Origin of the sequence: Rheinheimera tilapiae (genome assembly GCF_042432165.1) — a bacterium.
Lineage (GTDB): Bacteria > Pseudomonadota > Gammaproteobacteria > Enterobacterales > Alteromonadaceae > Pararheinheimera > Pararheinheimera tilapiae.
Genome location: NZ_JBHLXP010000003.1, coordinates 652064 through 669939, shown reverse-complemented (window position 1 = coordinate 669939; position 17876 = coordinate 652064). Strand labels below are relative to the sequence as shown.

General features: G+C 56.4%; 14 protein-coding genes. 9 read left to right on the top strand and 5 right to left on the bottom strand.

What is annotated here, in order from left to right; all coding sequences use genetic code 11:
• Positions 1 to 245 precede the first annotated feature (245 nt).
• The 7 genes from ACFFJP_RS13875 to ACFFJP_RS13845 all read left to right on the top strand — a co-directional run bounded on the left by ACFFJP_RS13875 (position 246) and on the right by ACFFJP_RS13845 (position 9267).
• Positions 246 to 1508 (top strand): alanine racemase, encoded by a 1263-nt coding sequence (locus ACFFJP_RS13875; RefSeq protein WP_377245092.1) that lies wholly within the window; start codon positions 246 to 248, stop codon positions 1506 to 1508.
• A gap of 33 nt (positions 1509 to 1541) precedes the next feature.
• Positions 1542 to 2393, top strand: coding sequence for a MurR/RpiR family transcriptional regulator (locus ACFFJP_RS13870; RefSeq protein WP_377245089.1), 852 nt, complete (start codon positions 1542 to 1544; stop codon positions 2391 to 2393).
• 23 nt (positions 2394 to 2416) lie between these two features.
• Positions 2417 to 3886 carry an N-acyl-D-amino-acid deacylase family protein gene (locus tag ACFFJP_RS13865; RefSeq protein WP_377245086.1) on the top strand — a complete coding sequence of 490 codons (1470 nt, stop codon included), beginning with the start codon at positions 2417 to 2419 and terminating at the stop codon, positions 3884 to 3886.
• Positions 3887 to 3891: 5 nt separating this feature from the next.
• A complete protein-coding gene (locus ACFFJP_RS13860; RefSeq protein ID WP_208933140.1) occupies positions 3892 to 4275 on the top strand; it encodes a RidA family protein in 384 nt (127 codons plus the stop codon).
• A gap of 78 nt (positions 4276 to 4353) precedes the next feature.
• Complete coding sequence (locus tag ACFFJP_RS13855) at positions 4354 to 5907, top strand: sodium:solute symporter family protein (protein ID WP_377245083.1); 1554 nt, start codon at positions 4354 to 4356, stop codon at positions 5905 to 5907.
• Positions 5907 to 6884: a sugar kinase gene (locus tag ACFFJP_RS13850; protein ID WP_377245080.1), complete on the top strand. Its 978-nt coding sequence runs from the start codon at positions 5907 to 5909 to the stop codon at positions 6882 to 6884. The genes ACFFJP_RS13855 and ACFFJP_RS13850 overlap by 1 nt, the downstream gene beginning before the upstream one ends.
• Positions 6874 to 9267, top strand: a complete 2394-nt coding sequence (locus ACFFJP_RS13845) for a beta-N-acetylhexosaminidase (protein ID WP_377245077.1) — start codon at positions 6874 to 6876, stop codon at positions 9265 to 9267. Before ACFFJP_RS13850 ends, ACFFJP_RS13845 begins: the two co-directional genes overlap by 11 nt.
• 6 nt (positions 9268 to 9273) lie before the next feature.
• On the opposite strand, the gene ACFFJP_RS13840 is transcribed toward ACFFJP_RS13845, so the two are convergent.
• Positions 9274 to 9885 carry a hypothetical protein gene (locus ACFFJP_RS13840; protein WP_377245074.1) on the bottom strand — a complete coding sequence of 204 codons (612 nt, stop codon included), beginning with the start codon at positions 9883 to 9885 and terminating at the stop codon, positions 9274 to 9276.
• Positions 9886 to 10099: 214 nt separating this feature from the next.
• On the opposite strand from ACFFJP_RS13840, the gene ACFFJP_RS13835 reads away from it, so the two are divergent.
• Positions 10100 to 11014, top strand: a complete 915-nt coding sequence (locus tag ACFFJP_RS13835; RefSeq protein WP_377245071.1) for a tetratricopeptide repeat protein — start codon at positions 10100 to 10102, stop codon at positions 11012 to 11014.
• A 32-nt stretch (positions 11015 to 11046) separates the two neighbouring features.
• Positions 11047 to 11970 carry a tetratricopeptide repeat protein gene (locus ACFFJP_RS13830; protein WP_377245068.1) on the top strand — a complete coding sequence of 308 codons (924 nt, stop codon included), beginning with the start codon at positions 11047 to 11049 and terminating at the stop codon, positions 11968 to 11970.
• 60 nt (positions 11971 to 12030) lie between these two features.
• Here ACFFJP_RS13830 and ACFFJP_RS13825 read toward each other — a convergent pair whose 3' ends face one another.
• From ACFFJP_RS13825 to ACFFJP_RS13810, 4 genes are all read right to left on the bottom strand, one after another.
• Positions 12031 to 14337, bottom strand: coding sequence for a TonB-dependent hemoglobin/transferrin/lactoferrin family receptor (locus ACFFJP_RS13825; RefSeq protein ID WP_377245065.1), 2307 nt, complete (start codon positions 14335 to 14337; stop codon positions 12031 to 12033).
• Positions 14338 to 14458: 121 nt separating this feature from the next.
• The gene (locus ACFFJP_RS13820; RefSeq protein WP_377245062.1) at positions 14459 to 15850 is read right to left on the bottom strand and encodes a DUF2271 domain-containing protein; all 1392 of its coding nucleotides are present in this window, start codon (positions 15848 to 15850) and stop codon (positions 14459 to 14461) included.
• Position 15851: 1 nt separating this feature from the next.
• Positions 15852 to 16811, bottom strand: coding sequence for an EF-hand domain-containing protein (locus ACFFJP_RS13815; RefSeq protein ID WP_377245059.1), 960 nt, complete (start codon positions 16809 to 16811; stop codon positions 15852 to 15854).
• 38 nt (positions 16812 to 16849) lie between these two features.
• Positions 16850 to 17644, bottom strand: coding sequence for a DUF4198 domain-containing protein (locus ACFFJP_RS13810; RefSeq protein ID WP_377245056.1), 795 nt, complete (start codon positions 17642 to 17644; stop codon positions 16850 to 16852).
• Between the last annotated feature and the right edge of the window lie 232 nt (positions 17645 to 17876).

The window sequence follows — 17876 nt, the reverse complement described above, 5'->3', positions numbered from 1 at the left end:
GCGCCGGCCTTATTTCCGACTGAGTTGAGTCGGAATGGCCGGTGTCGCCTGCCGTTTTTGAGTGCGGTGAAATCGGGCAAAACCCGTTTATGTTATTAAATAACTTTTATTGTCACTATTGATTGTTATGTTTTAACACGATATTTTAATGCAACACAACGATTATTTTTACAGCGGGATCTGGCGATGTTTTGGCAGGTAGCGGCGTAATTAAAAAGCCTGGCTGTAAAAAGAGGAATGCCGAAGTGACTGAATTAGCTAACGTTTCAATAGACGGTTTGGTGCAAACCGGTAAAGGGTTGGGTGACTGGTCGCAGTTTCGGCAGCAGGGCTGGTCCTTGCTGGACGGTGATCTGTGCTTGCCGGTCGCGACACTGAACTGGCATGCCTTACAGCGCAACTTAGCCTGGATGGCCAGATTCGCTGCGCAAAGTCAGGCCCTGCTGGCGCCGCATGGCAAAACGGCGATGACGCCGGAATTGTTTCGGGCGCAGCAAGCGGCTGGTGCCTGGGGCATGACGCTGGCGACAGTACCGCAGGTACAGAGTGCGGCCCGTGCTGGTGTGCGGCGTATTCTGTTGGCGAATCCGTTGGTTGGCCGTGCCGAACAACGTCAGGTTGCAGCATTAATCGCGGCAGGGCTGGAGTTTTATTGTCTGGTTGATGATGCGGCGCAGTTACCAGCGTTGCAGCAGTGTATGGCAGATGCCGGCGTCCGCTTGAATCTGTTGTTGGAGCTGGGTGTTGCCGGCGGGCGTTGTGGCGTGCGGGGAGGCGCTGCGGCGCTGAAACTGGCCGCGCAAATCCGCCAATATCCGGCACTGCAGCTGTGTGGTGTCGAGTTTTATGAAGGTATGGTCAAAGGCGATGAAACCGCGCTGCGCCAATTTATCCGCGACTGCTATCAGACCACCTTGGCGCTGCACCAAGCCGGCTGGTTGCAACCAACGGTCGCAGGCCAACTGCTGGTCAGTGGTGCCGGGTCGGCCAATTATGATTTGGTCGCCGACGAGTTTCAGCAAAGTACATTAAGCCAGCGGGGGTTTGCGTTGGTGCTGCGCCCTGGCTGCTATGCCCTGCATGACAGCGGTATTTATCAGCAAGCACAGCAGCGGGTGCTGGCGCGCAGTCCGCAGGCCTGTCTGGTGCCCGGGGCACTGGAAGACGCGCTACAACTGTGGGGATATGTATTGTCGCGGCCGGAACCTGGTCTTGCGATCATTGGTCTTGGTAAACGTGATGTCGCTTTTGACGCCGGTTTGCCACAGCCGCAACTGTGGTATCGCAGTGGTATGACGGCGCCGGTTGCGGTAGAGCCGGGCTGGCAGGCCAGCAAAATTATGGATCAGCATCTGCAGCTGCAGATCCCGGCTGATACAGATTTAGCTGTTGGTGATATGCTGGCTTTTTCTGCTTCACACCCTTGCCTGACGCTGGATAAATGGCGGCAACTGGCGGTATTGGATGAAGATTTTGTCGTGCGCCGCGTGCTGGCGACCGAGTTTTAATCAGCAAGCACAACGTCTTGGGGACCAACTGCTGTGGATATAGTGTCAAGAATTCATGAATGCCTGGCCCACTTGCGGCCTTCCGAACAAAAAGTGGCCAGGTTTATTCTGCACGACCTGAATTATGCGGCCAATGCGCCTATTAACGATCTGGCCGACAAAGCCGGTGTCAGCCACGCCAGTATCACCCGGTTGGCGCGCGCACTGCAGTGCGCCAATGTGCGGGAACTGAAATTGCGGCTGGCGCAGTCGGCGGCGATTGGCGAGCGCTTTATCAACGAAAAGCCGGTTGAGCAAAAAGACATCCCGGCGATTTATAGCGCCATCATCGACATTCTGCAGCTCAACAGCGGTCTGATCCGGCCGGAAGTGACCGATGCCGCAGCACAGCTGATGATTGCCGCACCAAAGGTGCTGATTTTTGGCGTCGGTGGCGGCAGCTCTGTGCTAGCGCAGGAAGTTCATAACCGGCTGTTCCGGCTTTGTGTGCAGAGTAACGCCTATTCAGATCCACTGATGATGCGGATGACAGCGGCCAGCGTCGACAAAGGCGACGTGGTGCTGTGTTTGTCATTAAGCGGCTTTAGCCCCGATGTCGAAGCGGCGGTGCAAATTGCCAAAGATTATGGCAGCCAGGTGATTGCGATTTGCCCGGACAGCCGTTTGTCAGCGCTGGCCGATATTCACCTGCCAATCATAACGCAAGAGTCTGATTTTATTTATAAACCCAGTGCTTCGCGTTATGTGATGCTGGCGGCGATCGACATTTTGGTCAGTCAGATCGCAGTGCTGAATCAACGTAAATCGCGCGAGAAACTACGCCGGATCAAACATGAACTGGATGAACACCGTCAGGGGCCAGAGCGCCTGCCGTTGGGGGATTAGCAGTGCAACATGCCGGGAGCGACATGCCGTATCAATTTGATCTGCTGATCCGTGGCGCCATGCTGCTCGATGGTAGTGGCCGGCCGGGTTGGCAGGCCGATTTGGCCGTTGCGGCCGGTAAGATCGTCGCCATCGGCGATTTATCTGCACCTGACGTGCGGGCCGCCACTGAGCTGAATGCGCATGGGTTGGTGCTGGCGCCGGGCTTTATTGATGTGCATACCCATGACGATCTGGAAGTGCTGCGCAATCCGCAGCTGCTAGCCAAGCTTAGTCAGGGCGTCACCACGGTGATCACCGGTAACTGTGGTATCAGTGCCGCGCCGGTCACGCTGCGCTCAGCCATAGTACCGGATCCGATGAATCTGCTTGGCCAAAGCGCTGATTTCAGTTATCCGGCCTTTGCCGACTATGCCGTCGCTGTCGATGCAGCCCAGCCGGCGGTGAATGTCGCGGCTTTGGTTGGCCATACGGCGCTTCGAGCCAGCACGATGGACCGGCTTGACCGTGCGGCAACGCCGGCTGAAATCAACCAAATGCGTGCCATGTTGGAAGTTGCTTTGGCACAAGGTGCTTTAGGTTTAAGTTCCGGCCTGGCCTATCACAACGCCAGTCAGGCGCCGGCAGCGGAATTATTGGCATTGGCCGCGCCGCTCTCGGCTGCCGGTGCCATTTACACTACGCATTTACGCACCGAATTTGATGGCATTCTCGACGCGCTGACTGAAGCGGCCGATTTGGGCGAAGCGCTGCAAGTGCCGGTGGTGGTGTCGCATTTAAAATGCGCCGGCGTGGCCAATTGGGGCCGTTCTACTGAGATCCTCGACTTTTTCGCGGCCAGACGGCAACAGCAAGCACTGAGCTGCGACTGCTATCCATATTCGGCTAGTTCCAGCACGCTTGATTTGGCACAGGTCACTGGAGATTTCGATATTTTCATTACCTGGTCCGAGCCGGAGCCAACGATGGCCGGGCGTTTATTGGCCGACATCGCCGCCGATTGGCACTGCAGCCTGGTGGAAGCCGCAAGCCGGTTGATGCCGGCCGGTGCGGTTTACCACGGCATGAATGAAGCCGATGTGCAGCGTTTTCTGCAGGCGCCTTTCAGCATGATGGGCTCAGATGGTTTGCCTTGTGATCCGCAGCCGCATCCACGGCTGTGGGGCGCTTTCCCGCGTGTGCTGGGTCATTATTGCCGTGATCTGCAACTGTTTGGCCTGCCTGAAGCTGTGCATAAAATGACAGCGTTGTCAGCGATGAATTTTAATCTGGCTGGCAGGGGGTTGCTGCGGGAAGGTTATCAGGCTGACCTGGTGTTATTTGACCCGGCACTGGTGCGTGACACCGCCACTTTCACCAGCCCGGTGGCCTGTGCCGCTGGTATTCAGGCAGTCTGGGTCAACGGTGTGCTCAGTTATCAGCAGGGGGCGGCGACCGGTGTTCGGGCCGGCCGCTTCCTGCCGCGTTTGTCTTCCAACAATGTACAGGAGTAATACCCATGATCCGCAGATTTGGCGCTGAAGGCGGCACCGGCACCGGTGGTCAGTTTTTACCTTTTTCCCGCGCGGTGGAAGCCGGCGGCTGGTTGTATGTATCCGGCCAGACGCCGATGAAAGATGGTGAAGTGGTCGAAGGTGGCATTGTTGAACAGTCGCGGCTGGCGATCCAGAACTGTCTCGACATCATGCAGGAAGCCGGTTACGGCCTGGAGCATGTGGTGCACGTCACTGTGGTGCTGACCGATCCGCGTTATTTCGGTTCATTCAACAAAGTGTTCCGCGAAGTGTTTGGCGCCCATCCGCCGGCCCGCATCTGCGCCGTGGCCGATCTGGTGGTGGACTGCAAAGTCGAAGTCGACGTCACCTGCTACAAAGGCAGTTGATCCCGCAGCAAAGCAAGGCGGTCACAGAGCCGCCAGCGTGATAGCCGCTAGACAGTGTTAGACAGGGACTGAAATTTTATGCAACAAACAATGCAACAAACAGAGCAGCAATGGCTGTTTCTGGCGGGTTTTGCCGTCTATCTGCTGGCGATGATTGCGCTCGGCTGGTGGGTATCGCGTCGCCAGCCCGGCGATGCACAGCAAAGTGGCGAAGACTTTTTACTCGGTGGCCGCGCGCTGCCGTTCTGGCTGATGCTCGGCACCACGGTAGCGACTATGGTGGGCACAGGCTCGTCGATGGGCGCGGTTGGTTATGCCTATCAGCATGGCTGGGGCGGCGTGTTATATGGCCTCGGCGGCGGCATCGGCATTTTGTTGCTGGCCTGGTGGTTTGCCCCGCTGCGGCGCTTTAATTTTCTGACGATGGCGGAAGAGCTGAGTTATTACACCGGCGCGGACAAACAGGTGCGCCATGTCGTTGGCGTGCTGATTTTTATTGCCTGTATTGGCTGGCTTGGCGCGCACATTCTCGGCGGCAGTATGTATCTGGCCTGGTTAACCGGCCTCAGTTTAACCGAGAGTAAGTTATTGATTGCTGCTGGTTTTGCCATTTATGTGGTGATTGGCGGTTATACCGCAGTGGTCTGGACTGATGCGATCCAGGCGCTGATTTTGTTCAGCGGCTTTGTGTTGATGGCCGGATTTGCCTTGGTGGCAGTCGGTGGTTTTGACGCAATTCAGGCCGGGGCCAGTGCACTGAGCGCGCGCCAGAGCGCTGAGCAGGCCAGCAGCTGGTTGCCGGGCTTGTCGTTGGCGGTGGCGGTCGCCGTGGGCGTGCTGGCGACACCGAGTTTTCGCCAGCGTATCTACTCCGGCAAAGATGTCAGCGCGATCCGCAAATCCTTTGTCTGGTCTGGCGTACTGTATCTGTTTTTCTCATTGATCCCTGCCGTATTGGGTCTGGCCGCGCTGCAACTGGCGCCGACGTTGGATAACCCGTCTTATGCTTTCCCGTTTCTGGCGCTGAATACTTTGCCGTTGGCGCTTGGTGTGTTGGTGCTACTGGCCGGTATTTCGGCGACTTTATCCAGCGCTAGTTCAGATGCGATCGCTGGCGTATCGGTATTGGTCGGCGACTTATACAAAGTGGTGTTTGGTCGTTTGCCACAACCCGAACAAGTGGTGTTGTTATCGCGGCTGGGGCTGGTAGCTGTGGTCGCGCTGGCGCTTGGTTTTGCCTTGCTGGCGGACAATATCATCGGCTATATCACCACCATGGTCGGCATGGTGTTATCCGGTTTATTTGCCGTGGCTGTACTCGGTTTACGCTGGACCCGGCTGAATAAAACCGGCGCGTTGGCTGCTTTGCTGACGGCGCCGCTGGTGTCGTTGGCCGTATTGTGGTGGCCCGGCGCGCAGGCGTTCTGGGGTAACCCGGTGATCCCTGCGACAGTGCTGAGTCTGCTCGCCGCCATCGTTGGCAGTCTGTTGACAAAACCGGTAGCGATCAGCCGCAGTGAAGCGCTAGCGCTGCTGGCGACCGGGCGGGTGACCGATCAAGCAGCGACTGCGGTGACAACCCGTACCGGTGAAGCACCATTACCAACCACGACTCAGGCGGAGGCACGCTGATGCGAATTGGTTTTTTTGGTGAAGTGATGCGCGAACACCGGGCTGATGGTCTGGGTTATGGTTTTGGCGGCGATACGCTGAATACCGCGTTGTATTTGCACCGGTTCAGCCGACAAACCGCCACCGATCTGGTCGTGCAGTATTTCACCATGCTAGGGCAGGATGACGCCAGCGATCAGTTGGCCGCAACGCTAGCGGCGGAAGGGTTGTCGCTGCGCGCTGGCCGTCATCCGGATAAAACGCTGGGCCAGTACTGGATTGATATCGATGCGGCCGGTGAGCGCAGTTTCCGTTATCAGCGTGACGACAGTGCGGCACGCCAGTATTTTTGCAGTTCTTTTGGCACTTCCTATGGCAGGACAACGACTGATTTAGAGCAGGCGCTGGCGGACGGTAGTCTGGATGCGCTGTATCTCAGCGGCATCAGCCTCGCGATCCTTGCCGAGCCCGACCGGATGCGGCTGTATAGCGCTGTGGCGGGCTTTGTCCGTCGGGGGGGCAGACTGATTTTTGATAACAATTTCCGGCCACTGTTGTGGACCAATACTACGGCGTCGCGCTGGCAACAATTGCTATTACCACTGTGTACGCTGGCGCTGCTCACCGACAGTGACGAGCGGCTGATTTGGCAAAAAACCAGCGCCGGTGCAGCCGCTTTAGTCGACGCGGCATTGCAAGCCGGCGTAAGTACTGTCGTGCTGAAATGCGGTCCGGCGCCATGCTGGATCGGGCAGGGCGCCACCAGATTGCAGATACCCGCCCAGCAGGTGCCACAAGTCGTGGACAGCAGTGGGGCCGGCGATGCTTTTGCTGCCGGTTTTTTAGCGAGTTTTTTAACTGCCCCTGACGCACTGGCTGATGCGGCCCAGGCCGGGCATCAATTAGCCGCTGCGGTGGTGCAGCAGCATGGCGCGATTATAGCGCTGGCGGCGATGCCGTTATTGTCAGAGCAGGCGGAGGGTGACCATGCGGGCTAAGTTTCTGCTGTTGGGTTTTTTAGCGATTAGTTGTGCTGCGCGGGCTGAGCTACCAGTGCTGATGCCGCAGCCGGCGCAGCTGCAAGGCGCTGGTACTTTGGTGCCAATACCAAAGTCACTGGGGATTGCTGTCGAAGGACCGGGCCAGTTGGCGCAAAGCGCGGCCTTGCAGTTGTTGGCACAGTTTCAGCCGCAATTACAGCTCCGTCAGGTTGAAGCGGCACAAGCGCAATTGCAGATCCGGGTGCGCCAATCCATTCAAATGCCGGGCCCGGACGATGATGAAAGTTATCAGCTTGAGATCAACAAAGACCGTATCAATTTAAACGCCCCCAGCAGCACCGGCATGTTGTACGGCCTGATGGCGCTGAGTCAGCTGATCCGTTGCGACAGCAGTGCCACTGCCGGCGTCTGCACAGTGCCAACAGTAACTATCCGGGATCAACCGCGTTTTCGCTGGCGCGGGCTGTTACTCGACAGCGCGCGCCGATTTATTCCGCTGGCCGATATCCGCCGCACCCTTGATGGCATGGCCGCGGCCAAACTCAATGTACTGCACTGGCATTTAACCGATGACCAAGGCTGGCGGATTGAATCAAAGGCCTATCCCAAACTGCATCAATTGGCGAGCCAAGGCCAGTTTTATACCCAGGCTGAAGTGCAGCAACTTGTCGCTTATGCCGCCGCCCGTGGTATCCGTGTCGTGCCTGAACTAGATTTGCCCGGTCATGCGTCAGCGATTGGCATGGCCTACCCGGAATTGCTGGCCTGGCCCGATGCGGTGCAGGACCAGCAGGGATTAAAGCCTTTGCCGGCGGAGCGGCGCTTTGGCGTGTTCACACCGGTATTAGATATCAGCAGTGCGGCGACCTGGCAGTTTATTCAGGCGTTAGTGGCTGAGTGGCGTCAGATGTTTCCCGATCCTTATCTGCACATTGGTGGCGATGAAGTCAAAGCGGACCATTGGCTGGCGAACAGTAAAATTCAGCGGCTGATGCAGCAACAGCAGCTCGCCGACGGCCATGCCCTGCAAGCGTATTTTAATCAGCAACTTGCACATTTATTACAGCAACAACAGCGGCGGATGATCGGCTGGGATGAAACGCTGCATCCGGCATTGCCACAAACCACGCTGGTACAAAGCTGGCAAGGCCAGGATGCTTTGGGGGCCGCCGTGCGCGCCGGCCATCCGGCGTTATTGTCGGCAGGTTTTTATCTCGATATGCCGCAGCCGGCGGCTTATCACTGGCAAAATGATCCGCTGTTGGTCACTGCACCTTTAACCGTGCCGGCGGACAAGAAGCAACAGCTGCAATTTGGCTACAACTTGCAACGCTTAAACGGCAAGGCGGTGACCGGCACGGTCCGGTTGTATCAAACAAAAAACGGCCAGTGGCAAGGCAGTCTCGCCGCAACGGGCCGTGGTGTGGTGCCGGCTCAGGTACGCGTCTGGCTGGTAACACCGGGCGCTGGCGCGCTGCAAGTGCGGGTTGATGCTGATAATTATCTCGGGCCTGTGCAGCTGCGGTTTAACCTGCAGTCGGGCGCGCCGGCACAAGCGCTGGCGCTGATTGGCAATCACAGTTATCCGCTGGAACTGCGCGCTGAGCCTTATCAGGCATTAGCCGCGACACCCGCGCTGACCGCTGCCCAGCAACAGCTGCTGTGGGGGGGGGAAGCAGCTTTGTGGACTGAACTGGTGTCGCCGGATTTGCTGGATACCAAATTATGGCCACGGCTGTTTGTCGTAGCTGAGCGCTTCTGGTCGCCTGCTGGATCGCAGCATATTGCAACTTTACCAAGCCGTCTGCAGCAAATGGACGATTATGCCCTGCAAATTGGCTTGTTGCACCGGCAGCAGGCGCAGGCCAGTTTGCAGCAATGGGCGACTCGTGTGTTGACAGGTGGATCTACCGCGCTGACTCCGGCACAGTTTCAGGCACTGCAGGACTTCAGCCAATACCTGCAACCGCTGCATTATTACGGACGCCATCATTTAAAAACGGCTGCAGGCCGTTATCATCTGGATGAACCATTAAATCAGCTTGCCGATGCCTTGCTGCTGGAACCGCCGGTGCTGTTGGCGTTACAGCAGAGTTTTGCGGCAGCCCCAGCCTGTCAGTTGCCGACCGACTGGTCTGTGTGGCAACGCGCTTTTACGCAGCAGCAACAGCTGTTGTCGCCTATTGCCACAGGCTCGCCTGAGCTGAAACGACTGCTCGCACAGCAACAGCAGTTCAGCCGGATTATCAGTGCGAACAGTCAACCAGCTGAGAAAGCCAGTCAATTGCTGCAGCTGCTGCAACCGGCCGGTGAAGTGGTGTTTGCACCTGCGGCAGCCGCGTTGGACTGGGCCGATCGATGCGCGGCGCAAACGCAGTGAAACAGTTTATTGCAAGGACGTATTTTCTTTCAGACTAAGCACCAGGCCGTTGTACAGCTCGCCGTTGCTTTCGAAGTTATAAAAACCACCGGAGCCAAAGCTCAGTGTTTTACTATGCCGCTGAAACTCGTTAAATAACGCATCTTGCTGCGGCACCGGGGCAACAACCAGGCAAAAAAACTCACCGCAGTCGATGCGGCTGAGTGCGGACTGGCGAAAAATCTGTACTTTGTTTTGCAGCAATTCGGTTAACTGTTGTTCTGCCTGCAGCGATAGATCGCTGCGAGGTTCTGCCCGCAATTGCCGGGCAAAAAAGTCGATGCGGCCGGCGTCATTGAGCTGACCCATCGCGTCCAGTGCCAGGATGAGCTCATCCCCGTCCAGCCGGACAAAATCGGCGGGCACAGGCACAGGTACAGTCGTGCTGGTTGCACCAACGTCAGCGCGATGTTTTGTTGATGGCGGCGGCTGTGGCGATGGGGCAGACACCGGCGTCATCATCGGTTGAGACATTTCTGTGGCACTGGTTGTATCTTTGCGCGGTTCAGGAGAGGACTGCCAAAACAGCCAGAGCAGGCATATGCCGGCGCCTAATAGCAAAACACGTAAAACAGACATCAGTACTCCGCTGAGGAAGGTCAGGTGATTTGCATAAGATAAACAGGTTGTTTACAAAAAGAAAGTTAAAGAAAGTTACGAATGCCTTCTTTTGTCGTTTGCAGCAAAGAGATCAAGGCAAGGATTGACCAGACTACAACGACGGGGTACAACAACCGAAAAAGTTGTTTAGTAGTTGTGCATGTATAGAATCGGCTTGTGGTGCTGTTGCTTGATGTGGTGCTTGCCTCTGGGTGTGAAGGCGGCGGAACACCTGAGCGATCATGAAGTTTTTTGCCGGCAGGAGCCCGCTACGGCCTGCCTTGATCTGATCCAACAAGGCTTGGCGCAGGCGGAACCTTTTTCGGTGCGCTGGTATCAGCTGAAATCCGTTCAACTCGATTTCTTCTTCGATAAACATTTGTACGAGGCGCTGGCGCAGCAAACCTCGCAATTGTTGCAGCTGGAGGATGTGCCAGCGATATTTCGTACCCAATTGTATTTTTATCAGGCGAAAATTCTGCACGGCAAAGGCCAGCGCATTCAGGCGCTACATTATGCTGATTTAGCAGCCAACGATTTGGAACAGCAGTTTCAGTCTTTTGCCGACCCGTTGCGGCTGCTCGAGCTGGCCAATCTGCATTCAGTGATGGGCGAACAGGCGCAAGCCTGGAAACTGCTGATGCTTGCCGATAGCCGTTATGGAAAAAGCAAAGACCCAATTTTTGCCTTTGAACTGCACACCAATAAAGCGCTGGTACAGCAGGCGAATGGCCGGCTGGCTGACGCTGCTTATTCTCGCAAACTGGCGCTGGATGTCATTCAACCAACAGGGGAGACCGGTAAGATCACGGTCGCTTATGGCAACCTGGGGCGAACCTACCAACTGCTCGGGCAATATGGTCTGGCACTGCAGTACTATCAGCAGTCGTTGCGCCTGATGCAACCCGGAGCTGACGATGTACGCCGGCAAATGCGTTTATTGCGCCTCAGTCAATTACATTGCCAGTTGCAGGACCTTGCCGGCGCCCGTCAGCGCTTGCGTCAGGTCGATCCGCATCTGTTGGAAGCCAGTTATCAGCCACTCTATCAACGCCTGCAGCAGCAGCTAACGGCGACAACGCCGTTAGTGCAATGCGACGCTGATTGACGCTGTCCGCTGTCTGAGGTACAACCAGACTGATGAAATCACGCCATATCCCCATTACGCTGTTGTGTGCTGGCCTGCTGATAGCCGCACAAGCGGCTGAGCATCTGAGTGACCATGAAGAGTTTTGCCTGCAGCAACCGGCCACGCCTTGTGCCATATTTCTGCAACAAGCACTGGAGCAGACACAGCTGCAGACTTTGCAGTGGTTTAAGCTGCAGTCGTATCGGCTGGATTATATGTACGTCAATCATCAGTTCCGCCAGTTGTATGATGAAAGCAATCAGCTGCTGAAAATCAACGATGCCCCGCAGGCATTCAGAACGCAGCTGTATTTTTATCAGGCTAAGGTAGCGATTTCTCGTGGTGATGAGGCCCAGACCGCCTATTACACTGAGCTGGCGAGCCGGCAACTCGACGCGATTTATCAGGCATTTGCTGATCCGATGCGGGTGCTGGAACTAGCTAATCTGCAAGCGGTCGCCGGTCATTATGATAAGGCCTGGCAGCTACTATTGCAGGCAGAGCAGCGTTTTTCAAAAATTCTCAACCCGGCGTTTATTTTTGAATTAAACAGCAATAAGGCTTTGATTCGGCATGCTTTTCAGCAACTCGACGATGCAGCCTACTATCGTAAACTGGCGCTGGATGCGATCCTGCCGAGTCAACGTCATCATGACATTATTGTCGCACACGGCAATCTGGCACGAACCTATCAGCTGCAGGGGCAGCTTGGACTGGCTGTGGATTACTACGAAAAATCATTGCCTTATATGCGACCCGGCATTGATGATTTGCAGCAGTCCATTCACTGTCTGCGGCTTAGCGAGTTGTATCTGGCGCTGCAAGCACCGGCCAAAGCGCGTGGCTACTTACAGCAGGTAAACAGTAGCATCCTGAGTGATGGTCATCAGGCACTGCTCCGGCAGGTGAGTGCAGCGCTTCATGCAAGCGGATGACAAACGTGGCAGGGCATAGGGCAGAGTCGTCTGACTACTGCCCGCTCACAGATACGCAGATCAGAAGCTCAGTGTCAGGCTGATTTTGCCATAACGACCGGATTCCAGATAACGCCGGATGCCGTCGCCACTGACACCACCCCGCACAGCGCCGACCGATTGGGTGACATATTGCAGCCGTTCCCAGCGGTAGTACTCTTTGTTCAGCAGGTTAAATACACCTGCGGTCAGCGCCAGCTGGTCGTGTAATTGCCATTGCAGGGCCAGATCGCTAATGAGCGCCGAGTTACTTAAAAAAGGTGTTGCTGCACTCTGCGCGCCACTGCTGTTGTAGGACCAGGCATCTGATGTCTGTTTCGCCGCCTGATAACGGTTGTTCAGCAGTAGCCGCACATCATCATTGAGCTGATAACCGATACCGAGCACGGCACTCCACGGCATCACACTGAGCAGAGGTTCGCCATTTTGCTCTTCACCTTGCTGATATGTGGCTGCCCAGTTCAGCCGCCAGTTTGCATCCGCCTGCCAGTGACCTTCCAGTTCAACGCCTTTGACGACGGCCGCATCAATGTTCACCGGCATGCTGTACACAGCGCCATTTTGTTTGCTGCAGACGCCGCGTACACAGCTTTGATAGACAGTGGTTGGATTGAGGGTGAATTGACTGCTCTGGATCATGTCAGTGTATTTGTCCCGAAACAGTGACAGTTGATGGGCGCTGTTTTCCAGTGTCAGTTGATAGGCCAGTTCCAGGTTCAGGCTGTGCTCGGGTTTTAGCGCCGGATTGGACTGTGCCGTCGGCAGCGTTACGGTATTGCCGCTGACCGCTTCCTGTAATGTGGTGGTACTGGTCTGTAAATACATATCTTCAGTGGTGGGTGCGCGGAAACCACGGCCGGCCTGCAGGCTCAGGCGTGAACGTTCATCCAGCTGATAATGCAGCTGGGCCTGATAGCTGGCTGAGCCAAAATCGACTGCTTTAACCGAGCCGGTTTTGTCCTGATACGTGGCGGATAACTGCGGGTCATAGTCCAGTTGATCGTAGCGCGCACCGAGGCTCAGCGACCAGGCTGTATCGGTCAGGCTCAGGTTGTTGCGGGCATAGACTGAGCGCGTGCGGATGTCGGTGACAGGCACAAATGCCGGGTCTACTTCGGTGGTGGCGAGTGTTGAGGTCTGGCCAACATAACGGCGGTCTATCGCGACTGAGCTGACGGTTTTGTTTTGTGCCTGCAGACCATAAGTCCATTGTTGCAGCAGCTGGTCATTGCTGAGCTCTTTATCAAAAGCGGCGGTCCACTGGGTTAATTTCTGGCGAAAATCACGGTCTTCTTCACGGATACAAGGCGAGATGTTCTGCGGGCAGGTTGCTGTCACCGTCATCCGGGTCAGGCCGTGGTTGCGGCTGTTCTGATGGTCAAATTTCAGCTGCATACTGTCAAACCACGCGAGGCCCGCCAGGTATTCATATTGCAGGCTGTGTTTATCGCGTTCGCTGTCATCAAGACCGAGGCGGCTTAAGTAGGTCTGGTCTTGCCGGGACAGGTTCTGCAACGTGCTGTCGGACTGGTAACTGTCGAGGCTGTAGCCGATTTTATGATCCGGCAACAAGCTGTATTGCAGTTTCAGCAGCAGGTTTTGGCTTTGTGCGCTTTGCGGGTCGGCGCTGGTAGTGCCCGGGCCTGTGACACTGCTATGGCTGTCATAACTTTTGCTTTCCTCAGCATCGCGCCGGGTCAGCACAATCAGACTTTCCAGCCGGCCGGTGCGGGCGGCAGCGGTCAGGCTCTGCAGCCATTCACTGTTGTTGCCGCTGTACTGGCTTTTTAATTTCAGCGCGCCGTCGTCGCCGCTGGCACTGAGAAAGTCCGCCGGATCTTTGGTTTGAAACAGCACGGCGCCACCTAAAGCACCGCTACCAGCGCTGATGGCGTCAGCGCCTTTGAGGATAGTGACTTGCTTTAACGCATCCGGATCGATACCGCCAAGGCCTGAGCGGAAGAATTCGTAAGGGGCGTGGCTGTCCGGATCCATAGTTTCACCGAGCGCCAGACCATCGACGGCAATTTTGACTCTGTCCCCTTCGACACCACGGATGTTAAAACCGCTGGAGCCAAAGCGGCCGATATCAGTCAGATTCACCCCAGGTACCATCCGGACTAAATCTGACAGATTGCTGATCTGCTGCGTTTCGATGTCTTTGCTACTGAGCTGTTTTTGGGCCAATTGCGGGCTGGTGTTGAGTGCGGTGGCTTTGACTTCTACCGCCTCCAGCGTTTTGGCGGTTGTCACATCCGCCGCACGGGCCAGTGGCGCGAACAGGGCCGGACTGAGCGCCAGCATCAATAATGAATAACGAGGTGACATGTTAGGTTCCTTATAAATCAAATGTTTATTTCTGAATTTGGTGTTTTTAGGCTGCATTCAGCCGGGCCTTGCCAGAGGGCAGTGCCGGTTCTTCATCGGAGTTTCGGAGTTTCTGCGTGTGTTAGCCGGAAGGGCTGGCTCTGGCTATTGGCTGGTCAGCGCGGCGGGCTTCGACCCGGATCTGCCCCAGTTCCCGCTGACCCTGCCGCAGTAATGGTTGTTGCAGTGGCCAGTGCAACGGCAACTTCAATTGCTCACGGCCGCCACCTTCACGCGCCGCTTCCAGATGCAACATGTAATCTCCTGCAGGCAAGGGCCTGCCGTCAGCCAGCCGGGCGTCCCAGTGAAACTGGTGCAAACCTGATTTGCGCGTAGCACCGGCCAGCTGGTCAAAGTTGTGGCTGCTGCCGGCCTGACGCCACCAACTGCGCAGTTCGGCATACCAACGCGGTTGCTCGCCGAGCAACACCAGCTGTGTCTGCCACTGTCCGTGCTGACTGAGCCAGACACTGACATAAGGCCGTTTCGCCGTGCTGCCCTGCTGTGGTAATTCCAGTTGCAGCTGTATTTGCTGCGGTTGCTGATAGGCTGCAGCGGCCTGCAACTGTTGATACCAGCCTGCTGACGCCTGAAACCTGGTTGTTACTGCCGGATCTTGTTGCCATTCGCGCCACAGCGCTGCGTCGCGGTTTCCATCACCTTCCTGCGCCAGCCATTGTCTGCGCTGCGTTGGGCTGGCGGACACCAGCGCCTGCGCCAGCAACCAGGCGCGGCTGAAACTCTGACTGGAGACTGCAACAGCAGCCCCGTACTGCACCGGCCAGGCTTCTGCCGGGTACCAGACGATGTCTGCATGGCTGCGCTGCGATGCGTTCGCCTGCAGTAACACCTGCTGTTTTAACCGGATGGCGGTTAACGGATTTGTGTCCGGTTGACCAAAAGCCGCCACGTCCGCCGCCTGCGCACCGAGCTGCGCCTGCCAGTCGCCAAAGCGCAGCCGCAAGCTGGCTTGTGGCCACTCAGTGCGCACTTTGGCCAGCACATTGTCCAGTAACACGGCGCTGGCAAAGGCCTGCAGATCAGGTAACAGCCGGATGTCTGCGCCGCTTTGCTGGAGGAGTTGGCGCGCGCTGTGACGCAGCTGTACCCGGTCCGGCAGTTCAGCGGCATTTTGTTGTTGCCATAATTTTCTGGCGGCACCAAAACGGCAGTGATAGCTGCGTTGTTGCTGCCACCAGGCTTCACATTGCTGCCAGGCCTGTTGCAATAACGCGGCGTGCGCCGGCCACTGACCCCTTTGGGCAAAGGCTTCGGCCAGAGGCCAATACTGCTCATCGGTTAATAATGGCCACTGCTGTTGCAGATATTGCGTCAAAGATTGTTGCAGTTGCTGGTGCTGCGCGTGGTCGATGTCGCTGATCTCCAGCTCTAGTGGCAACGGGCCCGGTAATGTCAGCGTGCTGGCGCGGACCAGGCCAGTCCACAATAACAGCAGGCCGTAAATGGCTTTCATCTCAGGGCGCCGTCCGTGTTGCTGGTTTGGGTTTTGCCGGTTCAACCGGCACTTGCGCGGTCTCAGTCACAGGCAAGGCTTCTGCGCGGCTGACCAGCCGGTTGTGATCGGTATCCCAGCGGCTGAACATACGTTGGCCGGATTGATGATATTCGGCGGCACTTAAAATACCGTTGGCGTCTTTATCCAGTGCTTTGAAGCGGACTTCGGCCTGTTTCAGCTGCGCGCTGCGGGTTTTGGCGATTTGCTGGTCGACGCGGTCGGTAAATTCCTGCATATATTCGGCCGGTGACAAATCGCCGTTTTGGTCCGTATCGGTGCGGGCAAAAGCTTGCTGGCGGATTTGCAGATATTCAGCCGCCGACACTTCGCCGTTGTGGTCAACGTCATACATAGCGAGCATCCCGCTGACGCTGTGGGTCGTCGGCATCACCAGCGCCGGCCGACGTTGCGGTTGTGCAGCGCCAGCGTTTTGGCCGCGACGGGCCGGCGCCGGATCAGCTTTGCTGATCAGGCCGTCTTTGTTGCTGTCGATAAAAACGAAGGCACTCTGACCTGAGGCCTGGTATTCCGCCGGGCTGATGCGACCATCCTGATTTTTGTCGACTGCGGCAAAGCGCACTTCGGTTTGTTTCAGCTGGCCTTTGCGGTCCGCAGCCAGGCGTTGGTCCAGTCGGTCGGCGTATTCAGCCTGATAGCCGGCGACGTCGATCTGGGCGTTGTGTTGCAGATCCATCGCGGCCAGTCGTTGCTGGCGGCTACTGAAAAACTCGGTGTGGCTGACCTGGCCGTCGTTGTTTTGGTCAAACTCCGCAATGAAATCGATTTTCGCCTGCAGCGTCGGCTGATGGGCGCGCTCAGGCTGGCTGCTGTTGGTCTGCTGCGCTGTGGCGGGCTGTCCGAGTAAATACAGGCTGCTCAACAGTAAAAAATGCCGGATAGTTTTGGGTTGCATCATCATAGGGTTCTCCTGATATCGCCTTGATAGGACTGTGGATTTCATTCCGCCGCTTCAAATACGGCCGTGCTGGTGTAGCTATAAAGCGGTGCTTTAGCGCCTTGTGGTGCAGCAGCGCGATGGCGGGCCAACAACAGATAAGTGCCGGCTTGCGGCGGCGTCAGCGTGAATTCGCCGTTGGCGTTGGTGCTGACTGGCAACGGGGCAGTTTTGTCCTGACTGGCCTGAGCGCTGGCGGCGCGGTGTAATTCCAGCGTGCCATTGGCCAGCGGTTTGCCGTCGAGCAACAACAAGCCGTTGACAGGCTGGCCGGCGTACAGGTCATTCGGGTGGCTGACAAACTGCAGTTCGAGGCCTTTGCCGCTGGCTTTAAGCGCCGGCAGATCCGGTTTGCCTTTGCTGATATAAGTTTCGGCGCGGGTCACACTCTGAAAATGTGCTTTCAGTGTGGCGCCTTTAGGCAGGACAAAATTCGGCTCCCGGCTGTTTTCGGTTTTACCGTTCAGCACATAGCTATGAAACACAGCGCCAAAGCGCTGACCCGTGCTGTATTTGTAGGTGCCATCGGTTTTTAGTTCGTCATCCAGCACAGTGCGGCTTTTAACGGCCACCAGCTCTTTCGGCGCGCGCACAACGCCATCTGGCCCAGTCACCTGAAATTCACTTTGATCAAATTTGGCTTCCGGCAGAAAAAACTGCTCGGCGAACGCCGCTTCTAAGCTGACCCAGCCACGCACAGGTTCAAAACTAGCGGGGGCCAGATAAGGCACATGCGCCTTCGCAGCAGTCAATGGCAATGCACAGCACAGCGCCAGCAGCAGATTTTTTTTCGACATGTCTTCTATTACTCTCTTTGTTGCGACTAATTCCTATTTGCATTATTAGATCAAATGAGAATTATTCGCAATAAAAAGTGTAAATGAGACCGGAGGTTGTGGGCCAGCTCTGGATTGATGTTTGCAATCAGCGAGTTGCGGACAATCCAAATATGTTATGTACGGTGGCGCTTCGCTGACCGTACCTACGATCCCAATTAGTGAGTAGGTACGCGCAAGCAACGCCCGCTGG

Coding starts and splice junctions, on each gene's coding strand:
- ACFFJP_RS13865 (WP_377245086.1), top strand. CDS start 2,417: ATGCCGTATCAATTTGATCTGCTGATCCGTGGCGCCATGCTGCTCGAT.
- ACFFJP_RS13820 (WP_377245062.1), bottom strand. CDS start 15,850: ATGAAAGCCATTTACGGCCTGCTGTTATTGTGGACTGGCCTGGTCCGC.
- ACFFJP_RS13835 (WP_377245071.1), top strand. CDS start 10,100: ATGTGGTGCTTGCCTCTGGGTGTGAAGGCGGCGGAACACCTGAGCGAT.
- ACFFJP_RS13815 (WP_377245059.1), bottom strand. CDS start 16,811: ATGATGATGCAACCCAAAACTATCCGGCATTTTTTACTGTTGAGCAGC.
- ACFFJP_RS13860 (WP_208933140.1), top strand. CDS start 3,892: ATGATCCGCAGATTTGGCGCTGAAGGCGGCACCGGCACCGGTGGTCAG.
- ACFFJP_RS13825 (WP_377245065.1), bottom strand. CDS start 14,337: ATGTCACCTCGTTATTCATTATTGATGCTGGCGCTCAGTCCGGCCCTG.
- ACFFJP_RS13840 (WP_377245074.1), bottom strand. CDS start 9,885: ATGTCTGTTTTACGTGTTTTGCTATTAGGCGCCGGCATATGCCTGCTC.
- ACFFJP_RS13810 (WP_377245056.1), bottom strand. CDS start 17,644: ATGTCGAAAAAAAATCTGCTGCTGGCGCTGTGCTGTGCATTGCCATTG.
- ACFFJP_RS13830 (WP_377245068.1), top strand. CDS start 11,047: ATGAAATCACGCCATATCCCCATTACGCTGTTGTGTGCTGGCCTGCTG.
- ACFFJP_RS13850 (WP_377245080.1), top strand. CDS start 5,907: ATGCGAATTGGTTTTTTTGGTGAAGTGATGCGCGAACACCGGGCTGAT.
- ACFFJP_RS13855 (WP_377245083.1), top strand. CDS start 4,354: ATGCAACAAACAATGCAACAAACAGAGCAGCAATGGCTGTTTCTGGCG.
- ACFFJP_RS13845 (WP_377245077.1), top strand. CDS start 6,874: ATGCGGGCTAAGTTTCTGCTGTTGGGTTTTTTAGCGATTAGTTGTGCT.